General features: G+C 53.0%; 13 protein-coding genes and 1 other annotated feature. Of the genes, 7 read left to right on the top strand and 6 right to left on the bottom strand.

Features of this window, described 5'->3' with window-relative positions; translation table 11 throughout:
• Nucleotides 1–4: 4 nt before the first annotated feature.
• The 6 genes from hisH to hisL all read right to left on the bottom strand — a co-directional run bounded on the left by hisH (nucleotide 5) and on the right by hisL (nucleotide 5,241).
• Nucleotides 5–595, bottom strand: a complete 591-nt coding sequence (hisH, locus tag SBO83_RS18340) for an imidazole glycerol phosphate synthase subunit HisH (RefSeq protein WP_034789911.1) — start codon at nucleotides 593–595, stop codon at nucleotides 5–7.
• Entirely contained in the window at nucleotides 595–1,677 is a 1,083-nt protein-coding gene (gene hisB, locus SBO83_RS18335) for a bifunctional histidinol-phosphatase/imidazoleglycerol-phosphate dehydratase HisB (protein WP_396132475.1), read from the bottom strand. The genes hisH and hisB overlap by 1 nt, the downstream gene beginning before the upstream one ends.
• A complete protein-coding gene (hisC, locus tag SBO83_RS18330; protein WP_396132474.1) occupies nucleotides 1,674–2,810 on the bottom strand; it encodes a histidinol-phosphate transaminase in 1,137 nt (378 codons plus the stop codon). Before hisC ends, hisB begins: the two co-directional genes overlap by 4 nt.
• Nucleotides 2,807–4,123, bottom strand: coding sequence for a histidinol dehydrogenase (gene hisD, locus SBO83_RS18325; protein WP_396132473.1), 1,317 nt, complete (start codon nucleotides 4,121–4,123; stop codon nucleotides 2,807–2,809). Before hisD ends, hisC begins: the two co-directional genes overlap by 4 nt.
• Nucleotides 4,124–4,127: 4 nt before the next feature.
• Nucleotides 4,128–5,027: an ATP phosphoribosyltransferase gene (gene hisG / locus SBO83_RS18320; RefSeq protein WP_353501837.1), complete on the bottom strand. Its 900-nt coding sequence runs from the start codon at nucleotides 5,025–5,027 to the stop codon at nucleotides 4,128–4,130.
• 68 nt (nucleotides 5,028–5,095) lie between these two features.
• Nucleotides 5,096–5,218, bottom strand: a sequence feature (His leader region).
• Nucleotides 5,194–5,241, bottom strand: coding sequence for a his operon leader peptide (hisL, locus tag SBO83_RS18315; RefSeq protein WP_128124630.1), 48 nt, complete (start codon nucleotides 5,239–5,241; stop codon nucleotides 5,194–5,196). It overlaps the preceding feature by 25 nt.
• 350 nt (nucleotides 5,242–5,591) lie before the next feature.
• Between hisL and SBO83_RS18310 the strand changes: the two genes are divergently transcribed.
• From SBO83_RS18310 to cheW, 7 genes are all read left to right on the top strand, one after another.
• Nucleotides 5,592–6,422 (top strand): SDR family oxidoreductase, encoded by an 831-nt coding sequence (locus tag SBO83_RS18310; protein WP_353501838.1) that lies wholly within the window; start codon nucleotides 5,592–5,594, stop codon nucleotides 6,420–6,422.
• Nucleotides 6,423–7,735: 1,313 nt separating this feature from the next.
• Nucleotides 7,736–8,080 carry a flagellar transcriptional regulator FlhD gene (gene flhD / locus SBO83_RS18305; RefSeq protein ID WP_353501839.1) on the top strand — a complete coding sequence of 115 codons (345 nt, stop codon included), beginning with the start codon at nucleotides 7,736–7,738 and terminating at the stop codon, nucleotides 8,078–8,080.
• A 2-nt stretch (nucleotides 8,081–8,082) separates the two neighbouring features.
• Entirely contained in the window at nucleotides 8,083–8,712 is a 630-nt protein-coding gene (gene flhC, locus SBO83_RS18300; protein ID WP_396132472.1) for a flagellar transcriptional regulator FlhC, read from the top strand.
• A 197-nt stretch (nucleotides 8,713–8,909) separates the two neighbouring features.
• Nucleotides 8,910–9,797 carry a flagellar motor stator protein MotA gene (gene motA / locus SBO83_RS18295; RefSeq protein ID WP_353501841.1) on the top strand — a complete coding sequence of 296 codons (888 nt, stop codon included), beginning with the start codon at nucleotides 8,910–8,912 and terminating at the stop codon, nucleotides 9,795–9,797.
• Complete coding sequence (motB, locus tag SBO83_RS18290; RefSeq protein ID WP_353501842.1) at nucleotides 9,794–10,969, top strand: flagellar motor protein MotB; 1,176 nt, start codon at nucleotides 9,794–9,796, stop codon at nucleotides 10,967–10,969. Before motA ends, motB begins: the two co-directional genes overlap by 4 nt.
• 10 nt (nucleotides 10,970–10,979) lie before the next feature.
• Complete coding sequence (gene cheA / locus SBO83_RS18285; protein ID WP_396132617.1) at nucleotides 10,980–13,007, top strand: chemotaxis protein CheA; 2,028 nt, start codon at nucleotides 10,980–10,982, stop codon at nucleotides 13,005–13,007.
• A 76-nt stretch (nucleotides 13,008–13,083) separates the two neighbouring features.
• On the top strand, nucleotides 13,084–13,581 hold the full coding sequence (cheW, locus tag SBO83_RS18280) for a chemotaxis protein CheW (RefSeq protein ID WP_034789926.1): 498 nt from the start codon (nucleotides 13,084–13,086) through the stop codon (nucleotides 13,579–13,581).
• Nucleotides 13,582–13,728 lie beyond the last annotated feature (147 nt).

Raw genomic sequence — 13,728 nt, 5'->3', positions numbered from 1 at the left:
GTGCTTACATCTCCAGAAAGTTTTTCAACAACTGTGCGCCTGCTGCACCGGAACGCTCGGGGTGGAATTGCACGCCGAAGAAATTATCTTTTTGCACGGCGGCGGTGAACGCCTCGCCATAAAGCGTCTGCGCGATGGTGTTCTCGCAGATTGGCATCGCGTAGCCGTGGACGAAATAGAAGTAAGCGTTCTCGTCGATGCCACGGAACAAGTGGCTGTCAGCGTTGGCAATCACCTGATTCCAGCCCATGTGCGGCAGAGGCAAACCTAAGTCCTGCATGCGTTGCACTGGCGTATCAATGATGCCAAGCGTCGCCACGCCGCCGCTCTCATCACTGCCGGAACCGAGCAGTTGCATGCCAAGGCATATGCCCAGTACAGGCTGAGTACAAGCCTTGATTAAGTCGATCAGCTCGCGCTGCTCAAGCTGCTCCATCGCAGCCTGAACTGTGCCGACGCCGGGCAAAAACAGCTTGTCGGCGTGCAGCACAATCTCCGGGTCACGGCTGACCTGCGGCTCATAGCCCAGACGCTGCACGGCGTATTTGACAGAAGAGAGGTTGGCACAGCCGGTATCAAGGATAACGACGTTCATCAAAGCACTCCTTTCGAGCTCGGCAAGGTGTTGCCGTCAACGCGGATCGCCTGACGCAATGTGCGGCCAAAGGCTTTGAACAAGCTTTCCACGCGGTGGTGATCGTTTTTGCCCTTGGTGCGCAGGTGCAGGGTACAGGCCATGGCGTAAGAGAGTGAGCGGAAGAAATGCTCGACCATCTCGGTGCTCAGGTCGCCTACGCGCTGATAGTTGAACTCGGCTTTGTATTCGAGGTGTGGGCGACCAGAAATGTCTAGCGCGCAGCGAGCCAAGCACTCGTCCATTGGCAGCACGAAACCGAAACGGCCAATGCCACGTTTATCACCCAGCGCCTTGTTCAAGGCTTCACCGAGTGCCAGCGCGGTATCTTCAACCGTGTGGTGGTCGTCAATATATAAGTCACCTTTAACTTCAATGTTCATGCGGAAGCCGCCGTGGGTGGCGATCTGATCCAGCATGTGGTCGAAGAAGCCGACGCCGGTGCGAATTTTGCTGTCGCCTTCGCGGTCCAGCCAGACATCTACGTCAATGGCGGTTTCGCGCGTCACGCGGTTAACCTGGGCGTGGCGGTCGCGTTTGGTCAGCTGTTCAGCAATCGCTGGCCAGTTGAGCGTATCGCGCTGGTAACGTAAGCCAGCAATGCCCATATTGGCCGCCAGCTGCAGGTCCGTATCACGGTCACCAATCACATAGCTGTTAATGACGTCCATCACGCCGCTGTCCAGATAACCCTTCACCAGCTCGGTTTTCGGCTTACGGCACGCGCAGTGGTCAGCAGGCAAGTGCGGGCAAATCAGCACTTCGTCAAACACAATGCCTTGTGAAGTGAGGATCTGCATCATCAGGTTGTGAGGCGGGTCGAAGGTTTCTTGTGGGAAGCTCGCCGTACCTAAACCATCCTGATTGGTGATCATCACCAGTTTGAAGCCTGCGCCTTGCAGGGCCAGCAGAGCGGGAATCACTCCCGGTTCCAGCGCCAACTTATCCAGACGGTCTACCTGAAAATCTTCAGGCGGCTCGGAAATCAGCGTACCGTCGCGGTCAATGAATAAGATCTTTTGTACTAACGGGCTCTGGCTCACATAGGCTCCTTGCTTGGGGCAAATTCATTATTAGTGGTTACTGCCGTCTGGCCTGCGCCGGGCAGTGGGCGCAGCGCGTCGATGACTCGCTGGCACTCGGCACGGGTGCCTACGGTAATGCGTAAGCAGCCGGAAAGACCCGGTTGTTTATTCTGATCACGTAAGATAATGCCCTGATCCCACAATGTTTTAAAGATCTGGCTGGAAGCAGTGAAGCGAGCCAGCACGTAGTTGGTTTCGCTGGTAAATACCTGTTCTACGCAGTCGCACTGATTTAATTGGTCGATCAGCCAGCCACGGGTTTCACTGATTTCTGATACCCGCGCACGCATAACCGCCAAGCCTTCATCACTCAGCGCCTGTGCGGCAATGTCGGCGACCGGCGTTGCTAATGGGTAAGGCGCGATCACTTTCATTAATAGAGCAATCAGTTCGCTGCTGGCTAAGGTGAAGCCACAGCGCAGTCCGGCCAAAGCAAAGGCTTTGGAGAGGGTGCGCAGCACGGCGAGGTGCGGATACTCTTGCAGCCAGCCGGCGACCGAGGCCTGCGGGCAGAACTCAATATACGCTTCATCTATAGCAACAATCGCCTTGCCGCGCGTGAATTCCAGCACGGCTCGCAAATCATCGGGATTGATCAGGTTGCCGGTCGGGTTGTTTGGGCTACAGATATAGACCAGCTTTACGCCGTCGAGCGCCGCCTCTATGGCAGGCAGGTTCAGTGACCAGTCTTCATTGGCGTCAATCGTGCGACCTTCCACGCCGATAGTCTCGGCGCTGACGCTGTACATGCCGTAAGTAGGCGGGCAATAAAGGATGGCGTCTTTGCCCGGCTCGCAAAATGCGCGGATCAGCAACTCAATGCCTTCGTCGGCGCCACGGCTGACGATAACCTGACTGGCATCCAGACCGGCGTAGGCCGCGTAGCGCTCCACCACCAGCTTCGGCTGGCATTCCGGGTAGCGGTTGAAAGTCTGTGCGGTGAGTTCGAACTGCGGAGCCAGCGGGTATTCATTGGCATTTAACCAGACATCGCCATTGCCACCCAGACGACGAGCTGACTGATAAGGTGTCAGCTCGCGAACGTTTTTACGGGCCAGCGCCTGAACGCTGAGATTGCTTTTATCACTCATTGTCCTTGCTCCTTCAGCGCATTGACGCGCAGGGTTACAGCATTTTTGTGAGCAGTCAGTTGTTCAGCCTGCGCCAGCGTTTCAATGGTGGTCGCCAGACCCAGCAAGCCCTGCGGCGTAAGCTGTTGTACCGTCATGCGTTTCTGGAAATCCGCCAGTCCGAGGCTTGAGTAAGTGGCGGTATACCCATAGGTCGGCAGCACGTGGTTGGTGCCCGAGGCGTAGTCTCCGGCAGATTCCGGTGACCAGTCACCGAGAAACACCGAGCCCGCGCTGGTGATGCTGTCTACCAAGGCTTCCGGCTCGCGGGTTTGTAAAATCAGGTGCTCCGGGCCGTAAGCGTTACTGATTTCAATACACTGCGCTAAGTCTTTCGCCACGATCAGGCGGCTGCTTTCCAGCGCCTGGCGGGCGATCTCTTTGCGCGAAAGCAGGGCAAGCTGACGCTCAACGGCTTCGGCGACGGCTTTCGCCATCTCAAGGCTTGGCGTCAGCAACACCACCTGTGAGTCCGGGCCGTGTTCTGCTTGCGACAACAGGTCAGAAGCCACGAAGTCAGGCGTTGCGCCACTGTCGGCAATCACCAGTACTTCGGAAGGTCCGGCTGGCATATCAATCGCCGCGCCATTGAGGCTTTGGCTAACCTGACGTTTGGCTTCGGTGACATAGGCATTGCCCGGCCCGAAGATCTTAGCCACTTTCGGCACGCTTTCTGTCCCGAAGGCCAGAGCCGCGATGGCCTGCGCGCCGCCGAGTTGGTAAACCTCGCTCACGCCGCACAGCTTGGCGGCATATAAGATTTCATCGGCAATGGGCGGCGGCGAGCAGAGCGTCACGCGCTGGCAGCCTGCGATTGCGGCTGGCGTCGCCAACATTAATACGGTGGAAACCAACGGCGCAGAGCCGCCAGGAATATACAGGCCTACCGACTGAATCGGACGAGTCAGCTGCTGGCAGCGCACCCCCGGCTGGGTTTCAATATCGACCACCGCCAGTTTTTGCGCTTCGTGGAAGGTGGTGATATTGCGTACCGCGTGCGCCATCGCCTGTTTCACGTCGTCGCCAAGGCGAGCCGAGGCGTCTTCGATTTGCCGGGCGGTGACGCGAATGTCGGCGACATCGGTTTTATCGAATTTGGCGCAATACTCGCGTAAGGCGCTGTCGCCCTCGTTGCGAACGCGGCTAAGGATCTCGCTGACTGACTCGGTGATTCGGTCAGAGGCGGAGATCGCCGGACGAGTCAGCAAATCGCGACGCTGCTCTTCGCTACACTGCTGCCAGTCAATAGGGGTGCTGAACGCGGTTGGCTGCATGGTCTTACTCCATCATTTTTTCGATTGGTAAGACCAGAATGGAGCTGGCGCCGAGGGCTTTCAGCTTTTCCATGGTTTCCCAGAACAGGGTTTCACTGCTGACCATGTGCATCGCCACGCGCTGCTGGTCGCCCGCCAGAGGCAGAATAGTAGGGCGCTCGGCACCTGGCAGCAGGCTGATGATTTCGTCCAAACGCTCGCTTGGCGCGTGCAACATAATGTATTTGGATTCGCGAGCCTGAATTACGCCCTGAATGCGGGTCATCAGGCGGTCGATCAGCAGCTGTTTCTCTTGCGGCATTTCGCCGTCGCGCTGAATCAAACAGGCTTTCGAACGGTAAATGACTTCCACTTCGCGCAGGCCGTTGGCTTCTAAGGTTGCGCCGGTAGAGACCAAGTCACAAATGGCGTCGGCCAGACCGGCGCGCGGTGCCACTTCGACAGAGCCGTTCAGCAGGCAGGATTTAAACTCTACGCCTTGCTTGTCGAGGTATTGTTTAAGGATGTGTGGGTAAGAGGTGGCGATACGGGCATTTTGCAGGCTTTGCGGGCCGGTGTAGTCGCAGTCCAGTGGGGTTGCCAATGAGAGGCGGCAGCCGCCGAAGTCCAGACGTCGCAGGGTGAAGTAACGCGGGTCTTCGCCCTGGGCGCGGCGGTTCAGCAGCTCTTCTTCCAACACGTTTTCGCCGATAATGCCTAAATCCACCACGCCGTCCATCACCAGCCCTGGGATATCGTCATCGCGCACGCGCAGGATATCGATCGGCATATTCTCTGCGAAAGCAATCAGGCGTTGCTCTTGCAGGTTAATTTTGATCCCACAGCGTGCCAGCAGTTCGCGTGAATCGTCGCTCAGGCGACCTGACTTCTGCATTGCTATCCGTAAACGTGATTTATCCAACATAAAAACCTCGACCTTATAAGTATTTAATTTTGTTGTGTTTGCTTAATTCTTTCTGAAGGGGGAGGGGTAAAAAAAAACCCTCGGAAGTCAATCTTCCGAGGGCTCTCTTTAGGTTCTGCGCCACTGGAAGATCTAAACAGTCTCCCAGCACCAAACGCCTGAAAGACTAGTCAGGGTGATGGTGATGATGGTGGTTGAACAGAACGTTAGTCATGAGTCTTTCTCTTATTGGTGGTGCTTAGTGTTTTAACTGCGTCGTCAATGCCATTAAAGGTATCATTCACAGCGCGTATCAATTCTTATGTCAATAAAACTAAACTATGAGGTAGCCGCGACGCAACCTTTTTTTAGGAAGATAAATTTTTCTTATCACCAGCGCTACTTTCATCTAAAACGTGAATGATCGCGTAGGAGAACCAGTCTGTAACATTTATAAGAAAAAGCTGACAGCTTCCGACATTGCCTGAACGAATGAACAGGCATAAATTGTTAAACTAAGTGGGATGAGAACTTTTCGGCCTTGATCATGCAGGAACGCATGGCGCGAACAGAATGGAGTAATAAATGAAAAAAGTCGCAATAGTGGGGTTGGGGTGGTTAGGTATGCCACTCGCAATGTCTCTGGCCATGAAAGGGTACGAGGTTGTCGGCAGTAAGACCACGCCGGACGGCGTCGACGCCGCGCGCATGTGTGGTATCAACTGTTTTCCTCTGGTCTTTAAGCCGGAGATGGAGTGTGAAGCGGCCGACCTGGACGTGCTATTAAATGTCGACGCGCTGATCATCACCTTGCCGGCGCGCCGGACGGTGGAGGGCAGTGAGCTCTATTTTCAGGCGGTTCAGCAGCTGGTGGACAGCGCGCTGGCGTACAATGTTGGCCGCATCATCTTTACTAGCTCGACATCTGTCTATGGTGATGGCACGGGAACCATGCGCGAGAACTCGCCGCTGCGTCCGGTAACGCCAAGCGGCAGAGTGCTTGAGGAGCTGGAAAACTGGTTCCATCGCTTGCCTAATACCTCGGTTGATGTACTTAGACTGGCGGGGCTGGTGGGCGCGGATCGTCATCCGGGACGCTTCCTTGCCGGCAAGACCGACGTACAGGGCGGGGACGATGGCGTCAACTTGGTCCATCAGGATGATGTTATTCAGGCCATCACTCTTCTGCTTGGCTTGCCGAAGGGCGGACATACTTATAATTTGTGCGCGCCGGTGCATACCCAAAAACGTCATTTCTATCCTGCCTTTGCTCGCCAGCTTGGGCTTACGGAACCGCAGTTTGCTGAAGTTGCTGAAGGGCAACCGAGCGGCAAGCTGATCGACGGCAGTCTCATCTGCAAAGAGTTGGGCTTCGAGTATCAGTACCCAGATCCTGAAATGATGCCGGTTAGCTAATCCGCCGCAAGCTAATCAATCGGAAAACCCTCTTAAAAGCAGAGGGTTTTTTTTGGGGTTATAAATAAAGAATGCCGATTAATAAGCGTAAATAAGGTGATAAAACTTAGCTGTTAACGTTTTCAGTTGAGCTTTTAATTATTTATTGATCAATATTGGAGGGTTTTAATAACTCTTTAGATGACCAATTTGTGATGGATATTTTAATTCTTCTTTACTATTACTCTGCGAAATAAATTTTCACCGCCCTTAGCTACGCTTCTGCTAGCACTTTTTGGACCTAAAATCCCACGCCTTATGTTGCTCTAATAATAAAAATCCTAAGACCGGTCCTAGCTTTTACTCTTTACTGGCATAAACCCCCTTGTGCATTTGGCGCTAAAGTTTTTGTCTTCGGTGCCGATACCTCTCTTGCCCCTACATTGGGCCACTCACTTTACCGTCACTTCTGTATCCTCCCTGAGGGCAGAAGGTTTTCTGCTGCAAAAATTATTTGTTACACACCTTGACTTTATGCGCTTATAAAGCCGTACTTACTGACGCAATCCCCTCGTTTAGCCCAGAATTACCCTGAAAAACCTTCCTAAACAGCACTCAATCTAGCCATTTTTGAATAAAAAGTTATTTTTCAGTCAATATGGATTTATGGCTAATACAGGTCTTATATGTAGATTATAAATCTAAATAAAATGTGTTAATCATGTTTTTGTATGGTTAGTTTCGCTTTAATCAGAAGTTGTACAAAATGATCTAAAAATGAATGAAAAAACGGGGCTGAGAAGGGATTTTAAGACGCATTTTTACTTTTGGTTAAATTTTGAGCTGATTTTTTACCCAAATCACTCTTTTTGGATAAAAATAAGTTTTATTATTGTGATCTGTGTCACACTTTATCCAAAATTCGCTGAGGCCTAGATTGTATGTGCTAATGATTCGGGGTTACATTTGCGTCGTATTAAGATTAATCCTAATAATGTATGTAAAAGCGTTTCACTGAATGACACGCAATCACAGCAACGGACCCTGCCGAAAAGCCACAACTGATAAATTATTAAATTTAATTAGCCGTGAAATTGTCACACTTATAGTTTGCATCAGGAACTACTTTGTATTGGCGGTGAATATAAAACCGCGAGATAAACCTGTTTTGTCCTCGCAAACATTTCTTTGAAAAAATGAAATGTGATGTTCATCGTCCAATGAGCCAATTGTTTTGATAGTAAAAAAATACTCTGTCGGACTAAAAAACCAAGCAGTGATTATATCTATCAACCAGTTATGAATTCATAGCTGACGGTATGGGGTAAACAAGCATGTCAGAATTGCTTAAACATATTTATGACATCAATCTGTCATATTTGCTGTTAGCACAGCGGTTAATAAACGACGAAAAGGCTTCCGCGATGTTCCGATTGGGGATCGACGATGTCATGGCTGACGCGTTAGCTGGCCTGACTTTGCCGCAAATGGTGAAGTTAGCTGAAACGAATCAGTTGCTGTGCCAGTTTCGTTTCGACGACAGCAAGACGATTGAGCGTTTGACGCAAGAGTCGCGAGTGGATGATTTACAGCAAATCCACACAGGTATTCTGTTGTCTAGCCATTTGCTGAAAGGGCTTTCAGCTAAAGACAGCAGCGCCTCTAAGAAAAGGGCATAACTATGTCCCTGATAAAAGCACCATCGACACCGAGAGAGGCTTCGGCCAGACCCGTCGAAAAAAGTATTGTTCAGGAAGCGCGGGATATTCAGTTAGCGATGGAATTGATTTCGCTGGGTGCCCGTTTACAGATGCTGGAAAGCGAAACGCAGCTTAGCCGTGGTCGGTTAATTAAACTCTACAAAGAGCTGCGTGGTAGTCCTCCACCGAAAGGGATGTTGCCGTTCTCCACCGACTGGTTCATGACGTGGGAACAAAACATTCACTCCTCTATGTTCTACAACGCCTATACCTTCTTGATGAAGAGCGGGCATTGCAATGGCGTTGAGGCGGTTATCAAGGCATATCGTCTGTATCTGGAGCAGTGTCCAGAGCAGCCGGGTGAAGCGCCGATTTTGGCCCTGACCCGTGCGTGGACATTGGTTCGATTTGTTGACAGCGGCATGCTGCAACTCTCTTCTTGCAACTGCTGCGATGGTTCTTTTATTACCCATGCACATCAGCCACGTCACGGTTTTGTGTGCAGTCTTTGCCAACCACCTTCACGAGCAGTAAAAAAACGTAAACTTTCCCCGGAAGCTGCCGATAGTACATCTCAAGAGCTGGACGAAAAGGTCAAGCGCGCAGTTTGAGATGATGTGGGCAGCAGAGTGCGACAGGTAACGTGATGATAAAGAGTGGTGAAATGCCACTCTTTACAATACCTCCCCAACATCCCCGATCGTTTTTTTGTTGTCTCCTGACGATACAAAAACCTCAATTCTCTCCTCAAGCGCGCTTTCCCTGGTCTGGCCTATACCCAAAAGCCACATCGAATTAAGGAATTATCGTGCTAGTACTCATCGGTTACATCGTGGTCCTGGGCTCAGTCTTTGGCGGCTTCATGCTGGTTGGCGGCGAGCTGGGCGCGCTTTATCAGCCCGCAGAACTGCTGATCATCGGCGGCGCCGGTATTGGTGCGTTTCTAGTTGGTAACAACGGCAAAGCCATTAAATCAACGCTTCGCGCACTGCCGAAACTGTTCCGTGCATCGCGTTACAGCAAGGCGCTGTATATGGATCTGATGGCGCTGCTCTATCGTTTACTCGCCAAATCGCGCCAACAGGGGATGCTATCGCTGGAAAACGACATCGATAATCCGCAGGAAAGCGACATTTTCACTAATTATCCGCGCATTCTTGCCGATAAACATTTGGTGGAATTTCTCACTGACTATTTACGACTGATGGTCAGCGGCAACATGAATGCTTTTGAAATCGAAGCGTTGATGGATGAAGAGATTGAAACCTACGAGCAAGAGAGCGAAGTGCCCGCCAATAGTCTAGCGCTGGTGGGAGATTCACTCCCGGCATTCGGCATCGTGGCCGCGGTCATGGGGATTGTTCATACCCTGGCTGCCGCAGACCGTCCGGCTGCAGAACTGGGGGCTTTGATTGCCCATGCGATGGTCGGCACCTTCCTCGGTATTTTGCTGGCCTACGGCTTTGTCTCCCCGCTGGCAGCAGTGTTGCGTCAGAAATGTGCTGAGAACACCAAGATGATGCAGTGCATCAAAGTGACTTTGCTTTCAAGCCTGAATGGCTATGCGCCGCAGATTGCCGTCGAGTTTGGTCGTAAAACGCTTTACACCTCCGAGCGTCCTTCATTCGTCGAACTCGAAGATCACGTTCGTCAGGTCAAATCGCCTAACAAGCAAGCGGAAGAAGAAAACGTATGAAGCATCAGAGTCATCCCATCGTTGTGGTGCGCAGGAAAAAGGCCAAGCACGGCGGCGGGCATCACGGCGGGTCGTGGAAGATTGCTTATGCCGACTTTATGACGGCGATGATGGCATTCTTCCTGGTGATGTGGCTTATCTCCATTTCCAGCCCGAAAGAGCTGGTGCAGATTGCTGAATACTTCCGTACACCATTGGCCGTAGCCATTACCAATGGTCCGCGCAGCAGTGACGCCACCAGCCCGATTCCGGGCGGCGGGGATGACCCAACCCAGCAGGATGGCGAAGTGCATAAGATGATCCAGTCGCAGGGCGACCAGCGTGAAATCGGTGATTTGCAGCGCCTGCAAGAGAAGCTAGAGCAGATGCTGATTTCCGATCCGCGTCTGAAAGATTTGCGCCCGCACCTGATGATTAACCTCACGGAGCAGGGGCTGCGTATCCAGATTATCGATAGCCAGAACCGCCCGATGTTCCAACTGGGCAGCGCCACGGTAGAGCCTTATATGCGCTATATCTTGCGGGCGATTGCTCCGGTGCTGGATGATTTTCCCAACAAGATAAGCCTCGCCGGTCATACCGATGATATGCCGTACGCCATGGGCGAACGCGGCTACAGCAACTGGGAACTGTCGACCGATCGCGCCAACGCCTCGCGCCGTGAATTAACCGCCGGTGGCCTGAGCGAAGGCAAAGTGCTGCGCGTGATGGGCATGGGTTCCACCATGCAGCTGAAAGACCATCCGTCCGGCGACGCGATTAACCGTCGCATCAGTATTTTAGTGCTGAATAAACATGCCGAAGAGGCCATCGAGCGCGAAAACAGCGAGGGTGAAGCCGTCACCATTAGCGACGCGGGCGAATTGAAAAAGATGGTTCCGGGCAGTGACACTCAGGCTCCGGCCCCGGTTGAGCCACCAAGCGCCAAGGCGTCATCGGCTTTCGCGCCGCACCTGACATCCAAGGAACCGCCAACAGAATCAACAACACCACCAACATCAGGGCAATCTTTACCGACGCAGCCCTCACAAGAACAACAACAACCCAAGAGTGAGACGGTGACTCCGGAAAGTTCTTCTTCGTCTAACAGACCAACCACGGCGATCCCTGCCGCGGCGGACGTTACGGCGCAACCGGCATCATCGGCAAGCCGCGATTCACAGCAGAGGTGATCACGTGAGCATGGATATTAGTGATTTTTACCAAACGTTTTTCGATGAAGCAGACGAACTGCTGGCGGATATGGAGCAACACCTGTTGCTGCTTGACCCCCAGACGCCTGATATCGAGCAGCTCAACGCGATTTTCCGCGCGGCGCACTCGATTAAAGGCGGGGCCGCCACCTTTGGATTCTCAGTTCTGCAGGAAACCACCCATTTATTGGAAAACCTGCTCGACGGTGCACGACGCGCAGAAATGAGCCTGAGCACTGACATCATCAACCTGTTTTTGGAAACGAAAGACATTATGCAGGAGCAACTGGACGCCTATAAATCCTCTCAGGACCCTGATGCTGAAAGCTTCGAATACATCTGCGCCGCGCTGCGCCAACTGGCGCTTGAAGCTCAAGCACAGCAGCAGGGCGCCCCGACGGTCGACCTCCACGTTGTGACGGAGTCAGCGGCGGTGAACACTGCGCCGACGGCGGCCTCGAGCGGCGGTTTACGCATTCTGCTTTCTGGCTTGAAAGAAGCCGAAGTGCCGCTGATGCTGGAAGAGCTGGGCAATCTTGGCGAGGTGCATGATGCTGTGCAAACAGCAAACAGTGTCGAAGCGACCCTCAACACCACGCTGAGCGAAGACGACATTAGCGCCGTGCTTTGCTTTGTTATCGAACCTGAACAAATCAGCTTTAGCCAGCCCGCCGCCAATGACGTCGAGCCGGCCGTTGCTGAACCACAGGCCGTGGCCGCGCAACCTGTCGCGCCAATTGAGGAAGCCGCGCCGCGCGCGGCACCCGCTCTGGCTGTCGTGCCTGACTCGACGCCACAGGCGAAAGCGCGCGCGCCAAAAGCCGCTGAATCAACCAGCATCCGCGTGGCGGTTGAGAAGGTGGATCAGCTGATTAACTTAGTCGGCGAACTGGTGATCACCCAGTCGATGCTGGCCCAGCGTTCTGACCTGTTGGACCCGGTGGCCCACAGCGATTTGCTCAACAGTATGGGGCAGTTGGAGCGCAACGCGCGTGACCTGCAAGAGTCGGTGATGTCCATTCGTATGATGCCGATGGAGTACGTTTTCAGCCGCTTCCCGCGTCTGGTCCGTGACCTTGCCAGCAAGCTGAACAAGCAGATTGAATTGACGCTGCTCGGCAGTTCGACCGAGCTGGACAAGAGCCTGATCGAAAGAATCATCGACCCATTAACCCACCTGGTGCGTAACAGTCTGGACCACGGCGTGGAGTCTCCCGACGTGCGTATCGCCAACGGCAAGCATCCGACGGGCAATCTGACCCTTTCCGCAGAACATCAGGGCGGGAATATCTGCATTGAAGTGGTAGATGACGGTGCGGGTCTGAACCGCGAGAAGATTTTGGCCAAAGCCGCGTCGCAGGGGATGAACGTCAATGACAATATGAGTGATGAAGAAGTCGGGATGCTTATCTTCGCGCCAGGCTTCTCGACTGCGGAAAAAGTGACTGACGTTTCAGGCCGTGGCGTGGGCATGGACGTGGTGAAACGAAATATCCAGGAGATGGGCGGTCACGTTGAAATCCATTCTCAACAGGGTAAAGGCACCACAATCCGCATCCTGCTGCCGCTGACGCTGGCGATTCTGGACGGTATGTCCGTCAAAGTCGGCGAAGAGGTGTTTATCCTGCCATTAAACGCGGTGATGGAATCTCTGCAACCTTTGGCTGAAGACTTACATCCGCTGGCCGGTGGCGAGCGCGTTCTGCAAGTGCGTGGCGAATATCTGCCGCTGGTCGAGTTGTACAACGTGTTTGACGTGACCGGGGCGAAAACCGAGGCGACGCAGGCCATCGTGGTGATCCTGCAAAGTGCCGGACGCCGCTACGCGCTGCTGGTGGATCAGTTGATCGGTCAGCATCAAGTGGTGGTGAAAAACCTCGAGAGTAACTATCGCAAAGTACCGGGGATTTCCGCCGCGACCATTTTGGGCGACGGCAGCGTGGCGCTGATTGTTGATGTATCAGCCCTGCAGGCGCTTAACCGTGACAAACGTGCCGTCGACTCGGCCGTTGCATAAAAATTTAAAACGAAAAAGCCCTCACTGGTGACGCCGGTGAGGCTCAATTTTAGCCGAACGATGAAGGGTGAATAACATGGCCGGACTTGCAACCGTGACAAAAATGGCAGGTGAAACGGTAGGACAGGAATTCCTGATTTTTACGCTGGGTGATGAAGAATACGGTATCGATATTCTTAAAGTGCAGGAGATCCGTGGTTACGATCAGGTAACGCGTATCGCCAACACGCCAGCATTCATCAAGGGCGTCACCAACCTGCGCGGCGTCATCGTTCCAATTATCGACCTGCGGGTGAAGTTCGCCCAGCAGAACGTTGAATATAATGAAAACACCGTGGTTATCGTTCTGAACTTCGAAAACCGGGTAGTGGGTATTGTGGTTGACGGCGTGTCTGACGTGCTCTCTCTGACTCAGGAGCAAATTCGCCCTGCGCCAGAGTTCGCGGTAACGCTTTCTACCGAATACTTAACCGGCCTTGGTTCACTGGGCGATCGGATGTTGATTTTGGTCGACATCGAGAAGTTGCTGAGCAGCGAAGAAATGGCACTGGTAGAAAGTGTGGCAAAAGCTTGATTTTGCCATTGGGGGCTGTGAGCCCCCAATCCCCCGTTTTGGTTTTTCATTTCAAAGTTAAATCTAAATTCAAATTCAAATTCAAATTCAAGGTCGTGGGCGTCGGCCCACACCGACCAAGGGAGGCGTAAACGCGCCTCCCTTGGA

Source organism: Ewingella allii, from assembly GCF_044430645.1.
Classification (GTDB): domain Bacteria; phylum Pseudomonadota; class Gammaproteobacteria; order Enterobacterales; family Enterobacteriaceae; genus Ewingella; species Ewingella allii.
Note: the sequence above shows the minus strand (reverse complement) of the source record. Positions and strands in the feature narration are given on the sequence as shown.

Excerpts from the sequence above, each read along its gene's own strand:
- hisH (WP_034789911.1), bottom strand. The coding sequence starts at position 595 with ATGAACGTCGTTATCCTTGATACCGGCTGTGCCAACCTCTCTTCTGTC.
- hisC (WP_396132474.1), bottom strand. The coding sequence starts at position 2,810 with ATGAGTGATAAAAGCAATCTCAGCGTTCAGGCGCTGGCCCGTAAAAAC.
- hisD (WP_396132473.1), bottom strand. The coding sequence starts at position 4,123 with ATGCAGCCAACCGCGTTCAGCACCCCTATTGACTGGCAGCAGTGTAGC.
- hisG (WP_353501837.1), bottom strand. The coding sequence starts at position 5,027 with ATGTTGGATAAATCACGTTTACGGATAGCAATGCAGAAGTCAGGTCGC.
- SBO83_RS18310 (WP_353501838.1), top strand. The coding sequence starts at position 5,592 with ATGAAAAAAGTCGCAATAGTGGGGTTGGGGTGGTTAGGTATGCCACTC.
- flhD (WP_353501839.1), top strand. The coding sequence starts at position 7,736 with ATGTCAGAATTGCTTAAACATATTTATGACATCAATCTGTCATATTTG.
- flhC (WP_396132472.1), top strand. The coding sequence starts at position 8,083 with ATGTCCCTGATAAAAGCACCATCGACACCGAGAGAGGCTTCGGCCAGA.
- motB (WP_353501842.1), top strand. The coding sequence starts at position 9,794 with ATGAAGCATCAGAGTCATCCCATCGTTGTGGTGCGCAGGAAAAAGGCC.
- cheA (WP_396132617.1), top strand. The coding sequence starts at position 10,980 with ATGGATATTAGTGATTTTTACCAAACGTTTTTCGATGAAGCAGACGAA.
- cheW (WP_034789926.1), top strand. The coding sequence starts at position 13,084 with ATGGCCGGACTTGCAACCGTGACAAAAATGGCAGGTGAAACGGTAGGA.